The 19,141-nt window shown below is 46.9% G+C and carries 20 protein-coding genes and 3 pseudogenes; 1 reads left to right on the top strand and 22 read right to left on the bottom strand.

Annotated features, from left to right (window positions below; all coding sequences use genetic code 11):
• Window positions 1-213: 213 nt before the first annotated feature.
• From NCY30_RS15425 to NCY30_RS00240, 4 genes are all read right to left on the bottom strand, one after another.
• Window positions 214-570, bottom strand: coding sequence for a hypothetical protein (locus NCY30_RS15425; protein ID WP_331476434.1), 357 nt, complete (start codon window positions 568-570; stop codon window positions 214-216).
• A 2-nt stretch (window positions 571-572) separates the two neighbouring features.
• Window positions 573-1,892, bottom strand: coding sequence for a recombinase family protein (locus NCY30_RS00250; protein WP_331476433.1), 1,320 nt, complete (start codon window positions 1,890-1,892; stop codon window positions 573-575).
• 55 nt (window positions 1,893-1,947) lie between these two features.
• Window positions 1,948-2,109 carry a hypothetical protein gene (locus NCY30_RS00245; RefSeq protein ID WP_004797315.1) on the bottom strand — a complete coding sequence of 54 codons (162 nt, stop codon included), beginning with the start codon at window positions 2,107-2,109 and terminating at the stop codon, window positions 1,948-1,950.
• Window positions 2,110-2,188: 79 nt separating this feature from the next.
• Complete coding sequence (locus NCY30_RS00240) at window positions 2,189-2,539, bottom strand: type II toxin-antitoxin system PemK/MazF family toxin (RefSeq protein WP_250818354.1); 351 nt, start codon at window positions 2,537-2,539, stop codon at window positions 2,189-2,191.
• A 655-nt stretch (window positions 2,540-3,194) separates the two neighbouring features.
• Here NCY30_RS00240 and NCY30_RS00235 point away from each other — a divergent pair.
• Window positions 3,195-3,569: a helix-turn-helix domain-containing protein gene (locus NCY30_RS00235; RefSeq protein WP_004797313.1), complete on the top strand. Its 375-nt coding sequence runs from the start codon at window positions 3,195-3,197 to the stop codon at window positions 3,567-3,569.
• Between the two features lie 59 nt (window positions 3,570-3,628).
• Here NCY30_RS00235 and NCY30_RS00230 read toward each other — a convergent pair whose 3' ends face one another.
• The 18 genes and pseudogenes from NCY30_RS00230 to NCY30_RS00145 all read right to left on the bottom strand — a co-directional run.
• On the bottom strand, window positions 3,629-4,054 hold the full coding sequence (locus tag NCY30_RS00230) for an RNA polymerase sigma factor (protein WP_186935197.1): 426 nt from the start codon (window positions 4,052-4,054) through the stop codon (window positions 3,629-3,631).
• Between the two features lie 466 nt (window positions 4,055-4,520).
• A complete protein-coding gene (locus NCY30_RS00225) occupies window positions 4,521-4,895 on the bottom strand; it encodes a metal-dependent transcriptional regulator (RefSeq protein ID WP_186935196.1) in 375 nt (124 codons plus the stop codon).
• 16 nt (window positions 4,896-4,911) lie between these two features.
• Entirely contained in the window at window positions 4,912-6,660 is a 1,749-nt protein-coding gene (locus tag NCY30_RS00220) for an ABC transporter ATP-binding protein (RefSeq protein WP_250818353.1), read from the bottom strand.
• Entirely contained in the window at window positions 6,653-8,461 is a 1,809-nt protein-coding gene (locus tag NCY30_RS00215) for an ABC transporter ATP-binding protein (RefSeq protein WP_250818352.1), read from the bottom strand. The genes NCY30_RS00220 and NCY30_RS00215 overlap by 8 nt, the downstream gene beginning before the upstream one ends.
• 122 nt (window positions 8,462-8,583) lie before the next feature.
• A complete protein-coding gene (locus NCY30_RS00210; protein ID WP_015535773.1) occupies window positions 8,584-10,065 on the bottom strand; it encodes an ABC transporter ATP-binding protein in 1,482 nt (493 codons plus the stop codon).
• Window positions 10,065-10,742, bottom strand: coding sequence for an energy-coupling factor transporter transmembrane component T family protein (locus tag NCY30_RS00205; protein WP_186935194.1), 678 nt, complete (start codon window positions 10,740-10,742; stop codon window positions 10,065-10,067). Before NCY30_RS00205 ends, NCY30_RS00210 begins: the two co-directional genes overlap by 1 nt.
• 3 nt (window positions 10,743-10,745) lie before the next feature.
• Window positions 10,746-11,351 (bottom strand): MptD family putative ECF transporter S component, encoded by a 606-nt coding sequence (locus tag NCY30_RS00200; protein WP_005423602.1) that lies wholly within the window; start codon window positions 11,349-11,351, stop codon window positions 10,746-10,748.
• 117 nt (window positions 11,352-11,468) lie between these two features.
• Window positions 11,469-12,524 (bottom strand): helix-turn-helix domain-containing protein, encoded by a 1,056-nt coding sequence (locus NCY30_RS00195; RefSeq protein WP_202195977.1) that lies wholly within the window; start codon window positions 12,522-12,524, stop codon window positions 11,469-11,471.
• A gap of 97 nt (window positions 12,525-12,621) precedes the next feature.
• Window positions 12,622-12,747 (bottom strand): annotated as a pseudogene (locus tag NCY30_RS00190) (TnpV protein); the annotation flags it as partial.
• Window positions 12,748-12,966: 219 nt separating this feature from the next.
• Window positions 12,967-14,379, bottom strand: a complete 1,413-nt coding sequence (locus tag NCY30_RS00185) for a relaxase/mobilization nuclease domain-containing protein (protein ID WP_250818351.1) — start codon at window positions 14,377-14,379, stop codon at window positions 12,967-12,969.
• 54 nt (window positions 14,380-14,433) lie between these two features.
• Window positions 14,434-14,766 (bottom strand): hypothetical protein, encoded by a 333-nt coding sequence (locus NCY30_RS00180; RefSeq protein WP_195256796.1) that lies wholly within the window; start codon window positions 14,764-14,766, stop codon window positions 14,434-14,436.
• Window positions 14,763-15,617 carry a nucleotidyl transferase AbiEii/AbiGii toxin family protein gene (locus NCY30_RS00175; RefSeq protein WP_195256795.1) on the bottom strand — a complete coding sequence of 285 codons (855 nt, stop codon included), beginning with the start codon at window positions 15,615-15,617 and terminating at the stop codon, window positions 14,763-14,765. The genes NCY30_RS00180 and NCY30_RS00175 overlap by 4 nt, the downstream gene beginning before the upstream one ends.
• Window positions 15,614-16,159 (bottom strand): type IV toxin-antitoxin system AbiEi family antitoxin domain-containing protein, encoded by a 546-nt coding sequence (locus NCY30_RS00170; RefSeq protein ID WP_227097388.1) that lies wholly within the window; start codon window positions 16,157-16,159, stop codon window positions 15,614-15,616. The genes NCY30_RS00175 and NCY30_RS00170 overlap by 4 nt, the downstream gene beginning before the upstream one ends.
• 158 nt (window positions 16,160-16,317) lie before the next feature.
• Window positions 16,318-16,629 (bottom strand): CD1845 family protein, encoded by a 312-nt coding sequence (locus NCY30_RS00165; RefSeq protein ID WP_002576210.1) that lies wholly within the window; start codon window positions 16,627-16,629, stop codon window positions 16,318-16,320.
• Between the two features lie 155 nt (window positions 16,630-16,784).
• Window positions 16,785-17,129 (bottom strand): plasmid mobilization protein, encoded by a 345-nt coding sequence (locus NCY30_RS00160; RefSeq protein WP_002576211.1) that lies wholly within the window; start codon window positions 17,127-17,129, stop codon window positions 16,785-16,787.
• Window positions 17,126-17,932 carry a DUF3849 domain-containing protein gene (locus NCY30_RS00155; RefSeq protein WP_250818350.1) on the bottom strand — a complete coding sequence of 269 codons (807 nt, stop codon included), beginning with the start codon at window positions 17,930-17,932 and terminating at the stop codon, window positions 17,126-17,128. The genes NCY30_RS00160 and NCY30_RS00155 overlap by 4 nt, the downstream gene beginning before the upstream one ends.
• A 1-nt stretch (window position 17,933) precedes the next feature.
• A pseudogene (locus NCY30_RS00150) lies at window positions 17,934-18,926 on the bottom strand (SNF2-related protein); the annotation flags it as partial.
• A pseudogene (locus NCY30_RS00145) lies at window positions 18,845-19,140 on the bottom strand (recombinase family protein); the annotation flags it as partial. The pseudogenes NCY30_RS00145 and NCY30_RS00150, both read right to left, overlap by 82 nt.
• Between the last annotated feature and the right edge of the window lies 1 nt (window position 19,141).

The raw sequence follows: 19,141 nt of genomic DNA, 5'->3' as shown, positions 1-19,141 counted from the left end.
CGAAAATCAATCTAAACCTACATAACTTTCGGCGTACAGTCTATTACTTCTCCGCGTACAAAATCCCATAAAAATAACCTTTCAGCGTACTCTATACGAACTACGCCAAAAGGTTGATTTTCACTACACCCGTATTCTATTTTTCATTTCATGCACATATTTTATAGGCTTATTTTCATAATATGTTCTAGCAGATATACCCCTCAACCCCGCTTAAACTAGGCATTTCTTAGAGAGGAGACAGACCGTCTCAACGGTATTCCCTTTGTCCCACAAAAGCTCCGTAACTTCCCCGCCATCCTTGAACACCGGAAAATTCAGACCAATCCGCTTTAGCGGATATTCAGACTCGTCATTCCTGTAAATTTCAATTTCCTTAATCAAGGCTGTGACCACATTTCTCTTTTCTTCGTCATTTATTATATTATAAACGCAGTCGAAATTCACCATGATTTTGTAAATATTCTCAAGAGTAATTGCCTGCTGCTTAATTGCATCTCGCCGAAGTCTGGCATCTTCGATTTTTTCCTCCAGCTCAACAATGACATCATATAGGGAATCTAACCGCAAGGTCATATCATGGAGCTTTCGTTCCCGGTATTTGCATCAGCAGGGAGACTGTCAATTTCCCGTTCCAATCTTGTTTTATTCAGATCAACTTCCTTCAGCTTTGCCTGATAGCCCTCCAGTTCTTTATCCACTGCTTTCGTGTCAATCTGAACACCAATCCGTTTTTTAATGGCCTGGGCATATTCCTCATTCCTTACGATCTCACGAATTGCCTCAATGACCATCGGTTCAATATCGGTCTTTTTCAGCATTGCCTTATATTCACAATGCTTACCCCGGACCATCCTATTCCGACTACATACATAATAGTAAATTTCTTTGTAAGTGCCATCTTTATTTGTCCATGCGTGTTTATTCGTATACATGGGACTTCCACAAACCGGGCATTTCAGCAGACCGGATAACAAATGAACTCGATCCCGCCCAATTTTTGACGGTTGCTTTACTCCGGTTCTAAGACGCTTGGCATGAGCCTTTTCCCATACCTCCTCACTAACGATTCCTTTATGCTGTCCCTCTGTCAGAATGTAATCGTCATTTCTTTTCATCTGGTAATCGTTTTTTGTGCCTTTGACTTTTTCCTTCGTTCTCCGTCCATAGGCAATTTTACCGCAATAAACCGGATTATCCAATATCAGTTTAATAAAATGTCCTGTCCAATCCTCTAATGTGCCATTCTGCCTCGGAATTTTCCGTATACCTTGTAAGTTCAACTGATTCGCAATACCACCCAAACCGATTTCCGATGAAGTATATAATTCAAAAATCTTCCGTATTGCCACAGCCTCTGTTTCTTCAATCATCAGCTTGTTATCTTCCAGTGTATATCCGTAGGGAGCAAAGCCACCATTCCATCCACCCTGCCGTGCCTTTTCGCGCCGCCCGTTCATCGTCTGCTCGATAATATTCTCACGCTCAATCTCAGCCACAGCAGATAGTACAGAAATCAAAAGTTTTCCGCTTGTCTGAGAGGAATCAATCCCTTCTTCTATGCAAATCAGATTTACACCATAAGATTGAACCAACTCCAAAGAGTTAAGTATATCTGCTGCATTACGACCAAACCGTGACAGCTTATACACTAAAATATAGTCAATGTCCAAGCCATCCTCAATATCTCTGAGCATTTTTTGAAAGGCAGGCCGTCCCTCAATGGATTTACCGGATTTACCGGCATCTTCATAAGTATCAACAACGATCATTTCCTCACGATCCGCAAATCGTGTCAGCATATTTTTTTGACCTTCCAGGCTGTATCCGTCCACTTGCATCTCTGTGCTGACCCTCGGATACAAAACACAGCGTTTTCCATATCGGTTCATAATTCATACCTCCAAAATTTACTTTTGGAAAATATCCTATGTAAAGCTGCGATTCTCACGCAGCTCCGTCAACCTCGCCCAGCACTCTCATACCATATTTCTCGATGATATGTGCCAGCGAAGTGATAAACGCTTCAAATTTTTGTTCCGCCAGAAGTTCTTCTGACCGGATTTCATCTGAAGGAATCAATGCGCTTTTATTCTGGATATTCTCCATTCAGAATCACCTCCGCAATTCCTAACGAAATTATAACTCTACTTGCACAGCCTGAAAATGATACGGCCTTTCGGCACTTTTATGTAATCCCCAGACTGCACAAGAGCGTCTTGTTTATATTTTCCATGTCATCCTTGTTTAGATGACCAATATATTTTTTTAACCTCGACTTGTCGATTGTTCTGATCTGTTCCAGCATAACAACAGATGGTTTCACCAAACCGCATCTGTCATTTAAGTGGTAATGCGTGGGGAACTTTCTGCTTTTTTTGCTTACACTGGTAATTGCTGCAATAATAATCGTAGGACTGAAACAATTTCCCACATTGTTTTGAAGAATGAGTACAGGACGAGAGCCACTTTGTTCGGAGCCGATACCAGGGCTTAAATCAGCCGAATATATGTCACCTCGATGGAATTTTTCAAACATCACTCTCGCCTCCTTAATATCTTAATACTTAAACAGCCGCACCAGTCTGAAAGAAATCTTCGGATAAAAACCTGGTGCGGCTACTGTTATTCTGTTCGGATTACTCGTCATATTTGCCACGCCCCCTGACGATGGGAACACAACAGGTCTCCGCTGGCGCGGCTGTCATAACTCCGCAGCATCGTTCGTATCGTGTGCCGCAGGGTTCCCCCCAAGTCTTTGGCGGGCCGTGAGGAAGTATCTTTAAGCCCCCGCGCCCTCATCGCGCCGGATGTGCCACCATCCTGGTCACAGGGACGTTGATCGCTCCGAAACAGCTTGTCCATCACCTCCTGGCTGCTCCATCTTCGCGGCGTCCTGCACTCGCTCATGCGCGGGTTATGTACCTGTTCTGCCGTGTATTCAGTTGTCAAAGGTCAGCGAAAGAAAAGCTCCTTCTTGACAGCCATGACAAAAACAGGCGATTTGTCCTGTCTGTACTGCGATTTATTTGAAAAAAATATTTTGCCTTGTCCCTTCATAGAAGCTGCGGACAGCGCAAGCTCCTTACAAGCACAATAAAATAGGTACTATCGTACCCAAAAACGCCTTTTATGAGGTTCTTCCCGCAAGGAAATGGGCACGATAAAATATAATTAAGGAGACGATAGTGCCTATGGAACTGATAAAAGAGCTGGGACGAAGGATACAAAAAGCGCGTAAGGAAAAAGGATTGACGCAGCAGGAACTCGCAGATCTGAGCCACGTTTCTCTAAAGCACGTTCAAGGCTGCGAAAGAGGGGTGAAGAATCCTTCTTTTGAGGTTCTGCGCGCTTTTTGCAAAGTCTTGAATTTATCTTTAGATTCCCTGATGAATCTCGATCTGCCTGAAGATGAGCAAGCCGCCAACGATATGCGGCAGCTTTACCTTTCGTGCCCTCCGGCTGCCAGAAAAGTGCTGTTAAACTCGACCCGTGCGTTGACTGATGAGCTAAAAGAGATGGTGCAGACGGCTGGGGTTGACCCAGATGAACATTTAGAGAATAAGTAAGCCGGTGGAGGAATAAAAACCCCCACCGGCTCTCTTTTTGCCGCTATGCGGCGGTCAGGTTATTGGGCCGTATCCAGCAACCGCGCCAGCTTCTTCAATCCGCGCCGGATGCTCTCCCACACGCGGCGGCGGTCAGCCCCCTCGATCCGGGCGATCTCGGCCACCGTCATGCCCAGGTAAAACCGGGCGTAGATACGCCGGGCCTGGATGGCGGTCAGCTGCATCAGCGCGGCATACACTTCCTCCCGCAGCAGCTTCTGCTCCAGGACTTCCTCCGGGGTGAGTGACCGGTTGAGGGCATCGTTTTCAATGCCATCCTCCCGGTTCAGAGAGTAGTGAGCCTTGTGCCGGAACTTCCGGCGTTCATAGGCGGCATCGTCCTGCTCCTGGCCCCGGATCGCGGCCACGATTTCCTCGGCCACGTCTACAAAGACATCGGTTTTATACACATCGGGATACAGTTCCCGAAGATTGATCTTCTGCATTATGTACCTCCATTTCGATTCACGGGTTGACGGGTGAACCGAAATGAAGGCGGTGAGCGACACCTTTCGGGGAAATTCCCGAAAAAACGACAAACAAAAGCGCCAGCATCCGAAGAACGGCGGCTGGCGCTGCTAAAAGAGGACTTATGACGCTTATGGACCAGCCACGATAGTGCCTGTTCATAAACAGATGGGGGCCGATTGACGGTCAGGCTTTTTTTGACAGGTAAATTCCTGCCGAATTATGTCGAAGCGGTCTTTGCTTCACGGCGGCTCCCTCCTAAAGCCGCCGTGTCAGCGTGTAGTCGTCACTCCTTTGTCGAGGGCATAAGGAACGGCGGCCTTGATGTTACTCAAAACCGCCGCAGTACCCTGAAAATCCATTATGGGCGCACGAAGCTACCTGCCCTGCAACGGTTTTTTTCTTTCCCCGTCTGGCGGGGCAGGATCGCTTGGCTTATTCGGTTTATTCTTGCTCTTGTGCGGCTGCCTCTTTCAGCCGCGAAAAGCTCTCATCGCTGATGATGTGTTCAATCCGGCGGGCGTCGGCCTCCGCAGTTTTTGGGTCAACGCCTGCGGCGATGATAAGCTGCTCGGTAAAAAAGCAATGGCGCTCGTAGATTTTTTCGGCAACCTCGCGGCCCACATCGGTCAGATGGAGAAAGTGATCTTCGTCCATTGTAAGAAAGTCGCCGTCCCGTAAGGTAGCCACTGCATGGCACACGCTGGGCTTTGACATCTCCATGTGCCGGGCCACATCTACGGAGCGTACCATACCGAGTTTCTTTTGAAGAACAAGGATGGTTTCCAGGTAGTCCTCCCCGGACGCATGAAGTTTCATCAGTACCTTTTATGAATTAAACGCTTAACTTCCAATTTGCAGAAGCTGTCTGCAAATCGACCAGCCTATGATAGAGGCCATTTTCTTTCATAAGTTCTTCGTGAGTTCCGTTTTCGGCTACAATACCATCTGACAATACAACGATGTTATCGGCAGCTTCCACCGTCCTCATTCTGTGAGCGATTATAAGAACTGTCTTGCCTTTTACCAGCCTGGATATTGCGTTTTGAATTTCAGTTTCGTTATCTACATCAAGAGAAGCAGTAGCTTCATCCAGAAGAATAACAGGAGCGTCTTTCAAAAGAGCACGTGCGATAGAAAGGCGCTGGCACTCACCGCCAGATAGTGTTGAACCATTTTCTCCGATCACCGTCTGATAGCCGTCCGACAATTTTGAAATAAATTCATCACACTGCGCTGCTTTAGCTGCGGCAATCACTTCTTCATCCGTCGCGTCCTTTTTACCGACACGAATATTTTCCATGATGGTGTTATTAAACAGCACAACATCTTGAAAAACGATAGAGAAGTTTTTCATCAACATGGTTGAATTTAGCGGAGCAATATCGGTTCCGCCCAACAGTATTCTTCCTCCGTCCAGAGGATAAAATTTGGCTGCCAGTTTTGCGACTGTACTTTTGCCGCCGCCGGACGGGCCAACCAATGCAGTGACCTGTCCCTGTTTTGCAGTAAACGAAACATCCCTCAGTACCGGTTTGCCCTTTTCGTAAGAAAACTGGACATGATCGAATGTAATATCGTACCCGTTTGTATGGATATTCTTCTCACCGGTTTCTTCCGGGTATTCCTCTATTTCTTTCAAGCGGTTCACCTGAAGCTGTACAGAAAACAGCTCTGCCATATTTGACATCGCCCCGGAAAGCGGATCGTACAGGCGGGAGGCAGCAATCAAAAACAGAATATAGGTAAACAGAGAGGTATCTCCACTTACCACAAGACTATTACCTACTACAATCACCGTTGCCAAACCGAGCCGTAAAAACATCTGGCCGGTTGTCAGCAGACTTGCCGTTGTCATTTCGGATGAAATCTGTGCTTTTTCCGCAGCATCCATCTTTGCGTCCAATTTGTGAAGATAATCTTCTTCCTGATTGCAAGCCTTTATATCCTGTACGGTTTCCAAGCATTCCTGAATGCCTTCTGCAAGCTCCAGTCTTGCGTTCATGTGCTTTTTGCTGAGTTTTTCCTGCCATTTCCGTGACAGAATAACGATTGCAAATGAAATCGGAGCTACCCAAAGAAGAGCCAAACCCATTTGCCAGTTGAAAATCAGCAGGCCGATACAAACAATCCCCGTAGAGATAACTGCTCCAAAGAATTGTGGAACCGTATGAGAAAATGCGTGTTCAAAGTTTGCACAGTCGCCCATAATTGTGCTTGTCAGGTCAGCAAGATCACGCTGGTGGAAGAAGGTCAGCGGAAGGGTACGCAATTTTTCCGCAAGCCCGATACGCCGCCTTGCGCTTTCATCATACGTTCCGAGATATGTCGCGGTGTACTGACAATAATGAAAAATAAAAACAACAGCTAAAATCACAATTCCAATCACAGTGTAAACGGCGGCACTGATCTCTGGCGCACTCGCTCCCAAAACAGGCGCAAGAAGCTGATTGAGGACGATAGCCAGAAGAATAACAGGAAACATAAGGCTGATATTGGCCAGCACCGAATAAACGATCCCTTTTAACAGGTCTTTTGCACCCTGATCGCTTAACGCATACTTCTTTTTTAACGCCTTAATCATGCTGCTCATCCTCCTTTCCGACCTTCCAGGCAATCGAGGTCTGGTAATCCTTCCACATAGAAGAATAAATACCATTTAAGGCTACCAATTCTTCATGCGTACCTCTTTCTGCAATCTGCCCCTCCTTGAACACCAGGATAAGGTCTGCGTCTTGTATCGTAGAGAGCCGGTGGGCAATCATCATAACCGTTTTGTTTTGGGTCAGCCGCTCAAAAGCGAGCTGTATCTGATGTTCATTTTCGGCATCTGCAAATGCTGTGGCTTCATCCAGTACAATAATAGGGGCGTCTTTTAAAATTGCCCTTGCAAGAGCAATCCTTTGATTTTCACCTCCTGAGAGATATGTGCCTCCTGTTCCAACGAGCGTATCAAGCCCATCCGGGAGGCGGTCAATAATATCTTTGCATTGTGCTTCATCAGCCGCTTTCAGGACTTCTTCCCTGGTAGCGTCCGGGCGGGCCGCCTTAATATTATTCAGCAAGGTGTCCTTGAACAGACAGGTATTCTGAAACACGAAAGCAACTCTTTTCATCAGTTCCTGCTTCTCAATATTGCGTACATCCACGCCGCCAATCGTAACGGAACCTGACTGAACATCATAAAATCGGGGAATAAGGCTTGCCGCTGTACTTTTACCGCTGCCGGAGGCACCAACAAGCGCCACTGTTTTTCCTGCCGGAACCTCAAAGCTGATATGGTCTAAGGCCTTCTCTTTGGCCCCTGGATAGGCGAAGGAAACATCCGAAAACACAATCGAAGCATCTGCCGGGATCAGGGGATGTTCCGGCTCCTTCAAGGGCTTTTCCTGCAAAATTTCATCCACTCGGCTGACTGCACTTTTAGCCGCCATAAGCTGCTCGCTGGCAAACATGATACGGTTCATCATAGTTGCACAGACCGGAGTAAACAAACTGTAAAACAGAAAATCCAGCACAACATTTTCATAAGCCGCCTGGCCGCTGACCCCGGACAAAATAAACATGGCGACTGGAATAAGTAAAACAAATGTGCCGTTCAGTGTTACTGTAAATCCCGTAAGAGGAATACGGCATTTTAAGGCATACCCGGAAGCAAATTTTTCGTATTCTTCTATTGCATCGTGAAAATTTTTGAAGGAATAAATAGTTTGCTGAAATACTTTTACAACAGGAATACCGCGAATATATTCCACAGCTTCTTTATTCATTGTTTCCAGTGCAGTCATATACTTGCCCATAAACTGCGCATTATCTCCGCCCATCATCTGTTTGAGAAAGATGACACTGATTCCCATAGGTATCAGGCAGCAAATTCCCAGCCGCCAGTCAAAAAGGAAAATCAAAATAATAACGGCAACCGGCATAACTGCGGCTCCGGTCAGATCGGGAAGCTGATGGGCCAGAAATCCTTCTGTAAGCCCTGCATTATCATCAATGATGTTTCTGAGCCGTCCGCTTGCATTTTGGCTGAAATACCCCAACGGCAGCGTCACGATATGATGAATTGCAGATTTTCTCATATTGGTGGCTGTACGAAACGCCGCCAGATGAGTACAGTTCAGGGCGATAAAATAAATTAAAATACTTGCCGCTGCAAACACAACCGCCATCCACGCATAATGGGCGCTCCCCGTTGCAAGAGATATATCCCCGGCAGCAAAAGCGTGGATTAAATCGCGGATGACGAGCCAAATGCAAACAAAAGGCAGCATAGATAAAATGGTACTGATTCCGGAGAGAACACATCCTAAAACAGTCAAAACATGGAATTTCCCTGCATATCCGAACATTCTGGACAGTTCTCCATTTTTTTGCTTCTCCATAAGCAAGTCTCCTTTCGCAATAATAGACGGGTTAGCATTTTATAACCCGTCTATTATCATAAAATCATTCAGTTGTTTCTGCCACTCCATACAGAGCGTATCTATCCAATCGGACACATAATTCATTGACACATAAGGCAGGAGTATAAGCGGGACAAATTTTCCTGTAATGGAAATGTTTCTACATGACCTTCATCAACGAAATGCAGAACCCGATTGCAAGTCATAGCGGCAAATTCATAATCGTGTGTAATGATTAAAATGGTCTTTCCTTTTTGCGCCAGAGCTTTCAAATGCTCCGATATTCTCATCATATTTTTGAAATCAAGACCGCTGGTAGGCTCATCCAAAATCAAAACGGGGGTATCTATCCAATCCGATACTGCGAGAGTGAGTCGTTGTTTCTGCCCGCCGGAAAGAGTAGCGGGATGCCGTTCTTTCCATTCAAACAAGCCATATAGTTTTAGCAGATCATCGCGTTGCTCCTGGGTACTGCCTTTTCCGTTTAATAGCAGTTCTTCTTCTACGCTGTCCCCAAACAACTGGCAATCTGTATTTTGCATAACAAAGTAGGCAAAATTCTTCCGTTTGCCTTTAGATACCTTTGTCCCGTTATATATGACCTGACCCTCTTTTTCCTTTTGCATACCACAAAGAATATTCGACAAAGTAGTTTTTCCTATTCCGTTATGGCCTACAATCGCAATCAGATCACCAGCATACGCCTGAAAAGATACATCATGGAAAACCGGATGTTTGCGATAGGAAAACGCCAAATCCTTTACCTCCATCGTCATATCTTTTTCTTTTACAGGGGAAATATCTACTTCAATATGGTGCAAATCTGCCGCTCGTATTCCTATGGCTCGTCTTTTTTCTTCTGGAATAGAGCGCAGTTCTCCCGCCGTCCATTCTTCTTTTATGCTCCCGTTTTCCATATAGAGAAAACGGTCTGCAAGGTCAGTAAGATAATAAAGCCGGTGTTCAGCAACAATGATTGTGTGGCCTTCCGCTTTAAGTCCACCCATCAAATTTTTAAGCGCCTCAACGGAATACATATCCAAATTGGCCGAAGGTTCATCAAACACATAAATTTCCGGATCAACAGCATTGACGGAGGCCACCGCTATTTTCTGTTTTTCCCCGCTGGACATCGGATAAATTTCTTTCCCTCGCAGCATATCTCCGTTAATACGCTTGATTGCACTTGAAACCCGCCTATCCAATTCTTCATACGGAACGCCATAATTTTCACACCCAAACGAAATCTCATCCTCTGTAATACTGGCAAAAAACTGGCTCTTTGGATCTTGAAAGATTGAACCTACTTTTTTCCCGATTTCATACAGAGGATATTCCGATATGTTGCGTCCCAACAGTGTGATGCGCCCTTTCAGTGTCCCTTCGTAAAATTGTTCGCCTAACCCGTTTACCAATCGTGTTAAAGTTGTCTTTCCGCAGCCGCTCCCTCCAGTCAGAACAAGAAACTCGCCCTCTTTTACATCGAGGCTGATATGATGGATACTATCTGTTTCGGCTCCCGGATATTCAAAAGATACATCTTCAAACTGGATAACGGATCGCCTTGCTTTATCATTTACCATTATGCTACCGTCCTTTCCAGCACAAAATAGAATGCAGTTACACAAACAGCAATCACGCACATAATCCAATCTCTTTTTTGAAATTCTATTTTTCTGCGGCAGGTATGTTTCCCAGGATTGGAAATCCCCCTGCTTTCAGCAGAAGCAGCAAGTTCTTCGGCTATTCTGGATGAACGGAAAATAACAGGCGTAACAATATACTCCATTGCGTCCAGAGGGTGTTTCCATGACAACAGCTTTCGCAGTCGAAGGGAGGAAAACACATCAGAAAATTCACTGCGCACAGTAGGGAAGAAACGCAGCATGAAGGTTACGGGCAGGGCAATTCCATTAGGCGCGTGGATTTTCTTAAAAACTGCTACAACTTCTCCCGGCGGCATACCAATCACGGGCTGCGCAGCCATAACCATCATCAAAATACGCAGCACCATGAACAGGAACATTTCCGGCATAAGAATGGTAATGCCCTGTCCTCCTGAAAGCAACCTCAACACGATAAAAATACCGCAGACGATCAAATATTTTATTGTCTGCCTGCCAAAGCCCTGAATAATCAGATACACGCTCAAAACGCCAAAAAGTGTGTATATCAAAATGTCGCTTGTGAGCACCGCCACAAGCGACATAGTGAGAACTATGACAAGCAATTTGGTTCGAAAATCAAATTTCATGCTCATAGTTTATTTAATCGCACCACTCTTTCTGAAATGCTTCACAATCAGTTTGTTACTAATCATGCAGCCAAGGACGGCCAGGATAGCGGTGACAGCCAGGCTCAAAAGGACGTACTTCGGATCGGTGTAATACTGGGTCTGAACCTGAACCTGCTGCTCGCTGACGCCGGTGGCAAGAAATGCGTCTTTGAAAAACCAAATTTCTGACATACCATGTGCAGCGCGAACCAGTGCCGTGATTACCCACGAAATAGACACACGCTTAATGTCATGGTAGGCATCCTTTCCGCACATGGAAAGCTCTGCGATGATACCGCCGCCCAAAAACCACGGAATCATAAATGGCCCCATCATCAATCCGGCGATAATCGCCCACATGATATTGTAGACAAGAGCGGGGCCATGCTTGCCGACTTTCATGCACATATAAACATAGAACGGTGCGAGGATAAGTGCCGCACCAGCGGCGTTAAAAATCATGGAATAGAACAGTGAAGCGCCGGTCAGGATCGAATAGACCATAAATACAACGAACATGACCGCACAGAAGATACCGATGATTGCCGCGTCTTTGACAGTGTACTTGTTACCTGTCGATTTTTCATTTTCCATTTGGAAATCCTCCTTTGTCTTGCAGAAAGTTAGCAACATCTAACCCGCTATTCAAAAAACAGGCCAGCTTCAAGCGGTCTTTCTGCTTTTATCTGACAAAGGATATTCTAATACAGCTCAGATTTCTTCGCCACTCCATACGGACCCGCTTCTATCCAAACGGACACTCTTTCTGAATTCCGTTGGAGAGCTGCCATACGTTTCTTTGAAGGCAGAAGTGAATTTATTCGGATTTTCATATCCGATTTTACTTGCAATCTCCGTTACTGACGACTCGGTTTCCAGCAACAATTTTTTGGCGACTTGAAGCCGATAGGTACGAAGATAAGAATAGACAGAGGTTCCATAGACGCCTCGAAAGCACTTTTTCAATGCTGTTGTAGAAATCTCGAATTTCTGGGAAAGCTGTTCAATCGTATGATGTGCTGTCAAGTCCTCCGTAATATAGGACGCTACTGCTTTAATCAATGCGACCTGATTTTGATTGAAATAATCCGTCTGTAAAACTTCTTCTGCCGTATTGAGATCACTTAAGAACAGAAGCAGTTCCAGCATTTTGACTTTCATGTATCCTGGTTTTCTTTTTTCCCGGACATGATAGAGTTCCGAAAAAATATGTTCAATAGACGGATTGGCCCGCATGATGCAGCAACGGTTTCCTTCGCAAATATATTTTTGTATGTAGTGCAAATCAATATTCAATAGCTCCATGATTTGCCGTACTTCCGGCAGCAATTCATCCAGATTGATGACGATAGAAATACCGTGATAGTGGTTCAGCGGAAAACACGAATTTGACTTTTTCTTCATCATGGAGCTGATCGACAAATCGCCTTCCGCCATATAGCAGCAACTATTTTCACCAAAGCTACACTCAAAACGTCCTATCAGACAATGGTTAATCTCTATCATGTTTTTAGCTGTGGCTTGATTTTGATTGCAATATCCCATGTGCATATCGTTATAGTAAAGCTCAATACCAGAAAAAACCTGATAGACTGTAATGCGTCCATGCCCTGTTTCATTTGACAGCCGAAAAATTTTACAGTCCTGCCGTAGTTCATCTTCTTCGAGAGAGCCGTATAACTTTGTCCCTTCAAATTCGTCTGGCAATTCAGACCGCAATAATACTTCAATCGTACCAGAGAGTGCTTGTTTTTCATAGGTCAGCACCACCCATTCCTCCTTTCGGTTCGTTATAGCTAACCATTCTAAGTATAGGCGCGAATAATGGCAGTGTCAAATGGTTTTCTGACAAAAAGAAAAAGTTCTAAATATAAATAAACTCTTGACAAATCATTTCCTCCACCTGTGCTTTCAGCGTGTTCATCAGCCCCACCCAGCGTATGGGGTCATGGGCTTTCAGTTCCTCGGTGACGCCCGCTGCCTCCATCATGCGGAATAGCGAGAACGGTGGTTATTCCGAAATTATTCTGATTCGGGATAATACTGGCAAGCAATGCCTGTGTTAATACACACAGGCCCGCAGAGAAGAAAATCCCTCCGTGATTTTCCTCTCCGCTTGCTTGTTGAGGGCAGCGCCCCCAAGCCCCTTTGAACACAGAATTTCATTCTGTGGCTGCGCGTTCTGCGAACGCTTTTGACCAGGACCAGCTTACCGCTGGCCGTGGTCTTTTTCTTTTTCAACATCCTGTTCTACCTCCATTTTCAGCACTCGATCTACATTTGCCTTTGCCGTTAAAAGCTCCCGCATTTCCTCACGGGAACGCCGGTACTCGGCATAGGTCTTTTTCTTTTCTTCCAGCAATTTCGCGTACTCCGTCTGCAACTCTTTGACCTTGGGGAGCTTCTTGACGCCCATCTCATCAAAGGCATTCTTAGCAGCTTGGTGGAGCAGAATTTCTTCCTCATGTTCCTCCCGGAATTTCTTAGAGTAACCCGCTTTGCGGTATGCTACATAAACCTCACGGGTCTTGGCATAATTTACGATGTGAGTACGCAGAACAGCAATCTCTGCCATGCGCTTTTCAGCTGCTTTGATCTGCGCCGAAAGTTCATTGTGATGTGCCGTGGCAGCCGTAGCCTTTTCTTCCAAAACCGCATACTCCAGCAGGTTATTCTCTGACAGGTAATTCATGGTCTGCGCCATTTGCTTCAGATTGAAAACTTTAGCCCATCGCGCATAGCCAGCACCTTTTCCAGCTTGCAATTTTGCCTGAATGTCCACCAGCAGATTGACCTTCGGCGGCTCTGCCTGTGTGACTGTTTTCTTTCGCGGGGTATGTGCTTTCTTCCCTAAGAGAACTGCCCGCAAATCTTCCAATCCATATCCTTCGCCCAGACTGTCCATGCGGGCGGCTTTCTCCCAAGCAGAGAGCTTCAGTCGATACGATTTTCCGCGCTTTGAGACTTCACAACCATACTCTTGCAACAGCTTCAGCAGTTCTTCAAAGTCAGCAGGACTTTGTGATAATGCGTTGTCAATTGCCACACGAAGCAGCTCTCGGTGAGAGGGCTTTGCCTGATCTCCCAGCCACTTGTTATAGCTTTTTCCGTGAAGTTTCGGATTCTCTACAATGGACAGTCCGTTTTCAATGCAGATGGTATCACTTAACCGGCGAACCGCCTTGGTGCTGCCCCAAAAGTTTCGGAATTTCCGGTCATATTCTAAGCTGACCGATGACCAGATAATGTGATTATGAATGTGCGACTTGTCTATGTGGGTGCAGACCACAAAGGCATGATTGCCCTTGGTAAACCGCTTGGCAAATTCTACACCCAGACGGTTGGCTTCTTCCGGCGTGATTTCACCGGGTTTGAATGACTGGCGCACATGGTAAGCGATCACATCGTCCGCACCGCGCACCCGCCCGGTGGCGGCGATATACTGCCGCTTCGCCAGCAGAAACTCTGCATCGGCGGTCCGGCTGTCACAGCCATAGCCGGTAATTAGTTTTCCGTTGTCGGTCTTTTGCGGATTTGCCACATAATCAATGATGTCGCTGATTGCCTGACTTTCGGTGCGGCCCTTGCCGATATGCAGGGGCATGATGCGTGTGGTTGCCATAGAAGGGCCTCCTTTCTAAAAAAGAAACGGCCTGCATGGTGCAGACCGCTTTCGTTATTCTATAAAATCATTCTCATCAAGAAAATCAAAATCGTCATCGGTGTCCTCTAACTGTTTTGGAGGAAACCTCATCTCGTATTGTTCTTTCGCCAGCGCACGGACTTCCGGGCGCTTATCTTCCATTCGGTTTTTCAGCCAGGAAATTTGTTCCTTTGATAATCGCCAGGGGAGATTTAGCAAGCGATTTATTGTCATTTGCTCCGCTTGTTTTTCCGGCGGCAAAGAAGCACAGGATTTACAGATATGAGCCGCATGGCCTTTGCCGGAAAATTTTTCGTTAGCCTTATATTCTCCGCAGACTTTGCAATAATGACCGTGTTTTTTCATAGGCTCGATCCCTTTTCACATAGAGCGTATAAACTGCGAACCGCCCCCATGATGATGCTCCACTCCAGATCTGCCGCATAGGAAAACTTCCTGCGGTAAGATTCCCAAAGTTTCTGCATCACAGGACTGCTTTCCACTTCATTCAAAACATCCACAGCTTCTGCAAGATGCCGTTCGGTTCCGCGTTTTTTGGCAGTTGCCAACAGTGCATCATAGAGCGTCTGCCGGTTCAATGTGTTCCCGTGGAGCTGATCCAGAATATAAATGTCATAGAAATCTCTCATGCGGGTGTTGGTGGTGGTTCTGGTGATGATTGTTTCCAGCTTTTCAGCCAGAACGGTTTCCAGGTTGTATGCCCAAATGTCAATGGAGCGATCTTCCAGCATCAGCTTGAAAGAGTAGCGTACCTCCCTGGGGGTAATGGCATCCCCTGTGGAAATGTCAATCTTCAAAGGTGTCACCACACCGTCAAAGGTTGTAGTCATGCTGACCCGAATCCCAGGATACTCCGCTTCATCCATAATCTCTGAAATGCTTTTCAGCTGAAATTTGACGCCATCATCAATCGGCACACTCACAATAGCAGAAATCAGGTTCTCGATCTCCTCTACATTAACATTGGCTCCTTTTACAGTAGCGTCCAAGTCCATCGTGGAACGGGCATCCAGTCCAACCATTGCCGCTACCAGCATCCCGCCTTTCAGAATAAATTTATCACGATATTCAGAAAGGGAAATACGCTCCAGAAAACGCTCCATCATATAGTTTCGCATTAAAAGCTGTGCATCCGCAGATTTTTCTCTGGAAAGATTGCGAATCAAATCTTTTAGCTGCCTTGCTGTTTTTATCATAAAAGCACCTCCAAATACTGCCGTAAAATTTTTTCAACCCGGAACATACCGGCATACCGCATCAAAGTCCGCAGATCCTTGTCCTTTCTTCTGGCATACATCTTCAGCGCACCTTGAAAAGTCTGTATTTCCATGCTGCTTCGGCTGCGGAGCAGATCGCAGATGGTGCGCTCCATATCATAGACAGGAACCGTATGCCCAAAAGGTGTTTGGCCAGTTGTCAGCCCTACCTCATATAGTTCTGGTTTGATGGTGTAAACAGAAAGGCCCTCTGCCTTTAAGCGAGTGGTGCTGTACCCTCTGCGCACCGTGATAGCGTATGGAGATGGTTCCCGGTCTGTCAAGTCATGGAAAAATAGCGCTGATTCATGGGAAAATACTGCCTGACCACATCGCAGATGTAACAGAAACATCGCATCAATCCAGGTGTCCTCGGAGACATAAATTCCGTGAGCAACCTGCTGAAGATTTTTCTCTTTGACATATTCATAAAAAATGGGTTTTACAATTCCGCTGGCGATTACCTGTGCGGTTTGCAGCATCCCATCATGCTCGGTCAGAAGTCTGTCTAATTGCTCAAACCGTTCTGATTTGGTCACATCCATCACTTCCTTTCGTGCTACTATTATACACGGATGTAGCACAGAAGTAAATACAGCAATTTAACAGACACTGTCTGGCATTTTTGTGACCGCACATTTTATCCATAAACCAAATCCTGAATGGCAAACTTCAAGTCCTGCACCTTGCCCAGCAGCCAGATGGCAGCCATCGGCAGACCATAGGGACTAATAAGGAATGCCATCACCAGCAGGATAATGCCGTTTTGCAGGGAACAGGTCAGCAGGACCGCCACGCCCAACAGGGCGATCACCATGCTGATAAGCCCCAGCACCAGACCGGAAACATAGACGATCCCCACACAAATCCAAACGAACAGGGTCAGCGCCAGAATCACCGGAACCATCACGATCTTCAACAGCAGTTTCAACAAAAATACCAATGCCCTCATTGTTATGCCTCCTCTCAAAATCACAGTTCCTGTTCCTGATTCCATTATCCCTGTCTCACAGCCAAAAGACAAGGATATGGGCAAAAAGAAAAAGCGGAGGAAGGCGCGGCGAAGAAACGCCGTTCCTCCCTCCGCAGATGGGGTATTTGTCCCGGTTACGAAAGTTTGGAGAGTTGTGTCAGTATCTCTTTAACTCCGTCCCATAACTGTTCCTGCCGCTGGGATATATCCTCCAAATCGACATCATAAATCCGCCCGGTCTCATGCACCTTGCGGGTCAGCTGGTTCAAGTTGTTGCTGCTTCGGCGCAGCAGGGATACCAGTTCTTTCAGTTCCGGCAAATCCAGCTGCACCACATAGCCGTCCACAGCCATTTTCCGCAGATAGGCGCTCAGGTTTTTTGTCCCAAACTGTGCCATTTTCTGCTGAATCAACTCCATTTCGTCAGCGGATACCCAAAACAGAACCGGCACATCCCGCTTGCGCTTGGGGCTGCTCATCGCTCCGGCTCCTGTTTCTTCGGGGCGGCAGGCTTATGGGCAGGCGGTTCCTGTTTGAGCTTTTGCAGGACAGAACTTTTCTGCTGTTCCTGCATGGTTTTTCTGGCCTGCCTGGTAAACAGGTCGGTCAGACCGGGATTGACCCCATCCACAACCAGATAGGCGCAGTGGCGGGAAGCGCCGCTGTCCTCCGGCATGGGAATGGTTTTTGCCCAGGCTTTATTGTCCTGAGAGATACGCCCGTCATGGTTCTTGTGCTGGATGGTGTTTGCAAGAATGAACTGTACCCGTTCCGTCCCGAACTTTTCCAGCACATCTTTGACCGCCGCCTCCGTATCCAGCCGGTTCTCTGCATAGTGGGCGCTGATGGTCTGCTCAATGGCTTCTTTGCAGGCGCTGTTCGCCTGATACGAACGGTTATATTGTGCCATCTCTCCATGCTCGGACGCATAGGCGGCAGAATGGGGGTAGAGAGGGGCAGTTCGTAATTCTTCCTGCGCCTTGCACACATCATCGGCACGGTTTTCAATGCTGTCCCGGATCACATCCATGTAGCCGGTCTCCAGCTTTTCAAAATAACGGTACACATCAGCCAGCGGCGAGGGGGAATCCAAAAGCGCCTGGGTCTGTGCGTCGGTCAGCTCCAGCTCCTCCATCGCCATCACGATGTCCTCCCGGACGGTGTACTCATAGGTGTGGTGCAGGATTTCTTCTGGGGGCTGGCTTTTCAACCAGTCCCTATATTTTTCCTGCTCAGTGGCCATCTTTTCATAAAGGGCCGTATTCAGATTATTGGTATTCATGTTATCGCACCTCCTCATGCTGTTTTGGTTTCTTGTCTATACTGCGGGGCGTCACCGGGCGCTTCAGGCTGTCCAGCACCGAAGGCCGTGTGCTTTTGGCAACAACAGCCTCGGCGTGTGCCTGTCCCTTTCCGTCGATGTTCAGCAAAGTATCCAGCTCCACCAGACGGTCATTTTTGCTTCGCAGTTCTTCTTCATAAAGGAATGGCTTTCCGACTTCCTCCTTTGCGGCAGCCTGCTGCTGATAGAGGTTATCCAGCTGGGCCTTTGCCGCCTCCAGACGCTGGGGCATCTGGGCGAGGGCATTGTCGATACGGGTAAGATTTCCGCGAGGGTCTGTACCAAGGGTTGCCCGGTGGGTCATCTGTCCTTTCAGCAGGAGCGTATACTCCTGTTTCCATGCGGAAAATTCCACGGATATGGCATAGCCCCGGTAGCTGCCGATCTGCACCGGATCGGAGGTTTTGACCTCCTTGCAGGCATCCAAAAGGGCTGCGCCGGCGTTCTCCTTATCGGTCAGCAGATCGCCGCGGATTTCCATACCAGCAAAACCGTCCTCCGGGTGCAGGTGCGCTGCCAAAACCTCCAGATCGGATTCAAAGCCCTTGATAAAGCCTTTGTGCTTTTCAATCTCCTCCGGGAAGTATTTGAGCAGCTGATCCTCCAGACGATACTGCTTGCTCTGGTGGTCGGCTTTCATCAGCTTTAGGCGGGATACCTCCACATCCAAATCCATACGCTCTTTGATACGGGGGTCTCCGGCACACAAAGCCTTGATCTCTGCAAAACTGAGGGCGGTTTCATCCACATCATCGCAGGAACGTACCGGTGATTTAGAAGTCATGATCTGACTGATGAATTTTTGCTTATTCTCCACCGTCTGCCAGAGGTATGCGTCAAAGGTTCCTTCGGTCACATAGCGATACACATGGACAAGAGGATTCTGGTTACCCTGGCGCTCGATACGGCCCTTGCGCTGGGCAAGGTCAGTCGGTCATTTTTTGCGGACAGTTCATACATGCTATCCTTTTCTGTTCTCTGCTCCTGCGTTTGCTCTCGTTTGATTTCTCCCTCCGTATCTTCTTGGCACAAGCAGGACAATACCTTGATGCACCAGAGCCCGGGACATATTCAACGCCGCACACCGTACAATTTTTAGCGGGCATTGCTGCCCACCGTTTTGTAGGTATGATATGTAATTCATCGACA

Source organism: Dorea sp. MB18-49 (assembly GCF_023669465.1).
In the GTDB taxonomy this organism is placed as follows: Bacteria; Bacillota; Clostridia; order Lachnospirales; family Lachnospiraceae; genus Dorea_A; species Dorea_A longicatena.
Note: the sequence above shows the minus strand (reverse complement) of the source record. Positions and strands in the feature narration are given on the sequence as shown.

Excerpts from the sequence above, each read along its gene's own strand:
- NCY30_RS00250 (WP_331476433.1), bottom strand. The coding sequence starts at position 1,892 with ATGAACCGATATGGAAAACGCTGTGTTTTGTATCCGAGGGTCAGCACA.
- NCY30_RS00245 (WP_004797315.1), bottom strand. The coding sequence starts at position 2,109 with ATGGAGAATATCCAGAATAAAAGCGCATTGATTCCTTCAGATGAAATC.
- NCY30_RS00240 (WP_250818354.1), bottom strand. The coding sequence starts at position 2,539 with ATGTTTGAAAAATTCCATCGAGGTGACATATATTCGGCTGATTTAAGC.
- NCY30_RS00235 (WP_004797313.1), top strand. The coding sequence starts at position 3,195 with ATGGAACTGATAAAAGAGCTGGGACGAAGGATACAAAAAGCGCGTAAG.
- NCY30_RS00230 (WP_186935197.1), bottom strand. The coding sequence starts at position 4,054 with ATGCAGAAGATCAATCTTCGGGAACTGTATCCCGATGTGTATAAAACC.
- NCY30_RS00225 (WP_186935196.1), bottom strand. The coding sequence starts at position 4,895 with ATGAAACTTCATGCGTCCGGGGAGGACTACCTGGAAACCATCCTTGTT.
- NCY30_RS00220 (WP_250818353.1), bottom strand. The coding sequence starts at position 6,660 with ATGATTAAGGCGTTAAAAAAGAAGTATGCGTTAAGCGATCAGGGTGCA.
- NCY30_RS00215 (WP_250818352.1), bottom strand. The coding sequence starts at position 8,461 with ATGGAGAAGCAAAAAAATGGAGAACTGTCCAGAATGTTCGGATATGCA.
- NCY30_RS00210 (WP_015535773.1), bottom strand. The coding sequence starts at position 10,065 with ATGGTAAATGATAAAGCAAGGCGATCCGTTATCCAGTTTGAAGATGTA.
- NCY30_RS00205 (WP_186935194.1), bottom strand. The coding sequence starts at position 10,742 with ATGAGCATGAAATTTGATTTTCGAACCAAATTGCTTGTCATAGTTCTC.
- NCY30_RS00200 (WP_005423602.1), bottom strand. The coding sequence starts at position 11,351 with ATGGAAAATGAAAAATCGACAGGTAACAAGTACACTGTCAAAGACGCG.
- NCY30_RS00185 (WP_250818351.1), bottom strand. The coding sequence starts at position 14,379 with ATGGCAACCACACGCATCATGCCCCTGCATATCGGCAAGGGCCGCACC.
- NCY30_RS00180 (WP_195256796.1), bottom strand. The coding sequence starts at position 14,766 with ATGAAAAAACACGGTCATTATTGCAAAGTCTGCGGAGAATATAAGGCT.
- NCY30_RS00175 (WP_195256795.1), bottom strand. The coding sequence starts at position 15,617 with ATGATAAAAACAGCAAGGCAGCTAAAAGATTTGATTCGCAATCTTTCC.
- NCY30_RS00170 (WP_227097388.1), bottom strand. The coding sequence starts at position 16,159 with ATGCTGCAAACCGCACAGGTAATCGCCAGCGGAATTGTAAAACCCATT.
- NCY30_RS00165 (WP_002576210.1), bottom strand. The coding sequence starts at position 16,629 with ATGAGGGCATTGGTATTTTTGTTGAAACTGCTGTTGAAGATCGTGATG.
- NCY30_RS00160 (WP_002576211.1), bottom strand. The coding sequence starts at position 17,129 with ATGAGCAGCCCCAAGCGCAAGCGGGATGTGCCGGTTCTGTTTTGGGTA.
- NCY30_RS00155 (WP_250818350.1), bottom strand. The coding sequence starts at position 17,932 with ATGAATACCAATAATCTGAATACGGCCCTTTATGAAAAGATGGCCACT.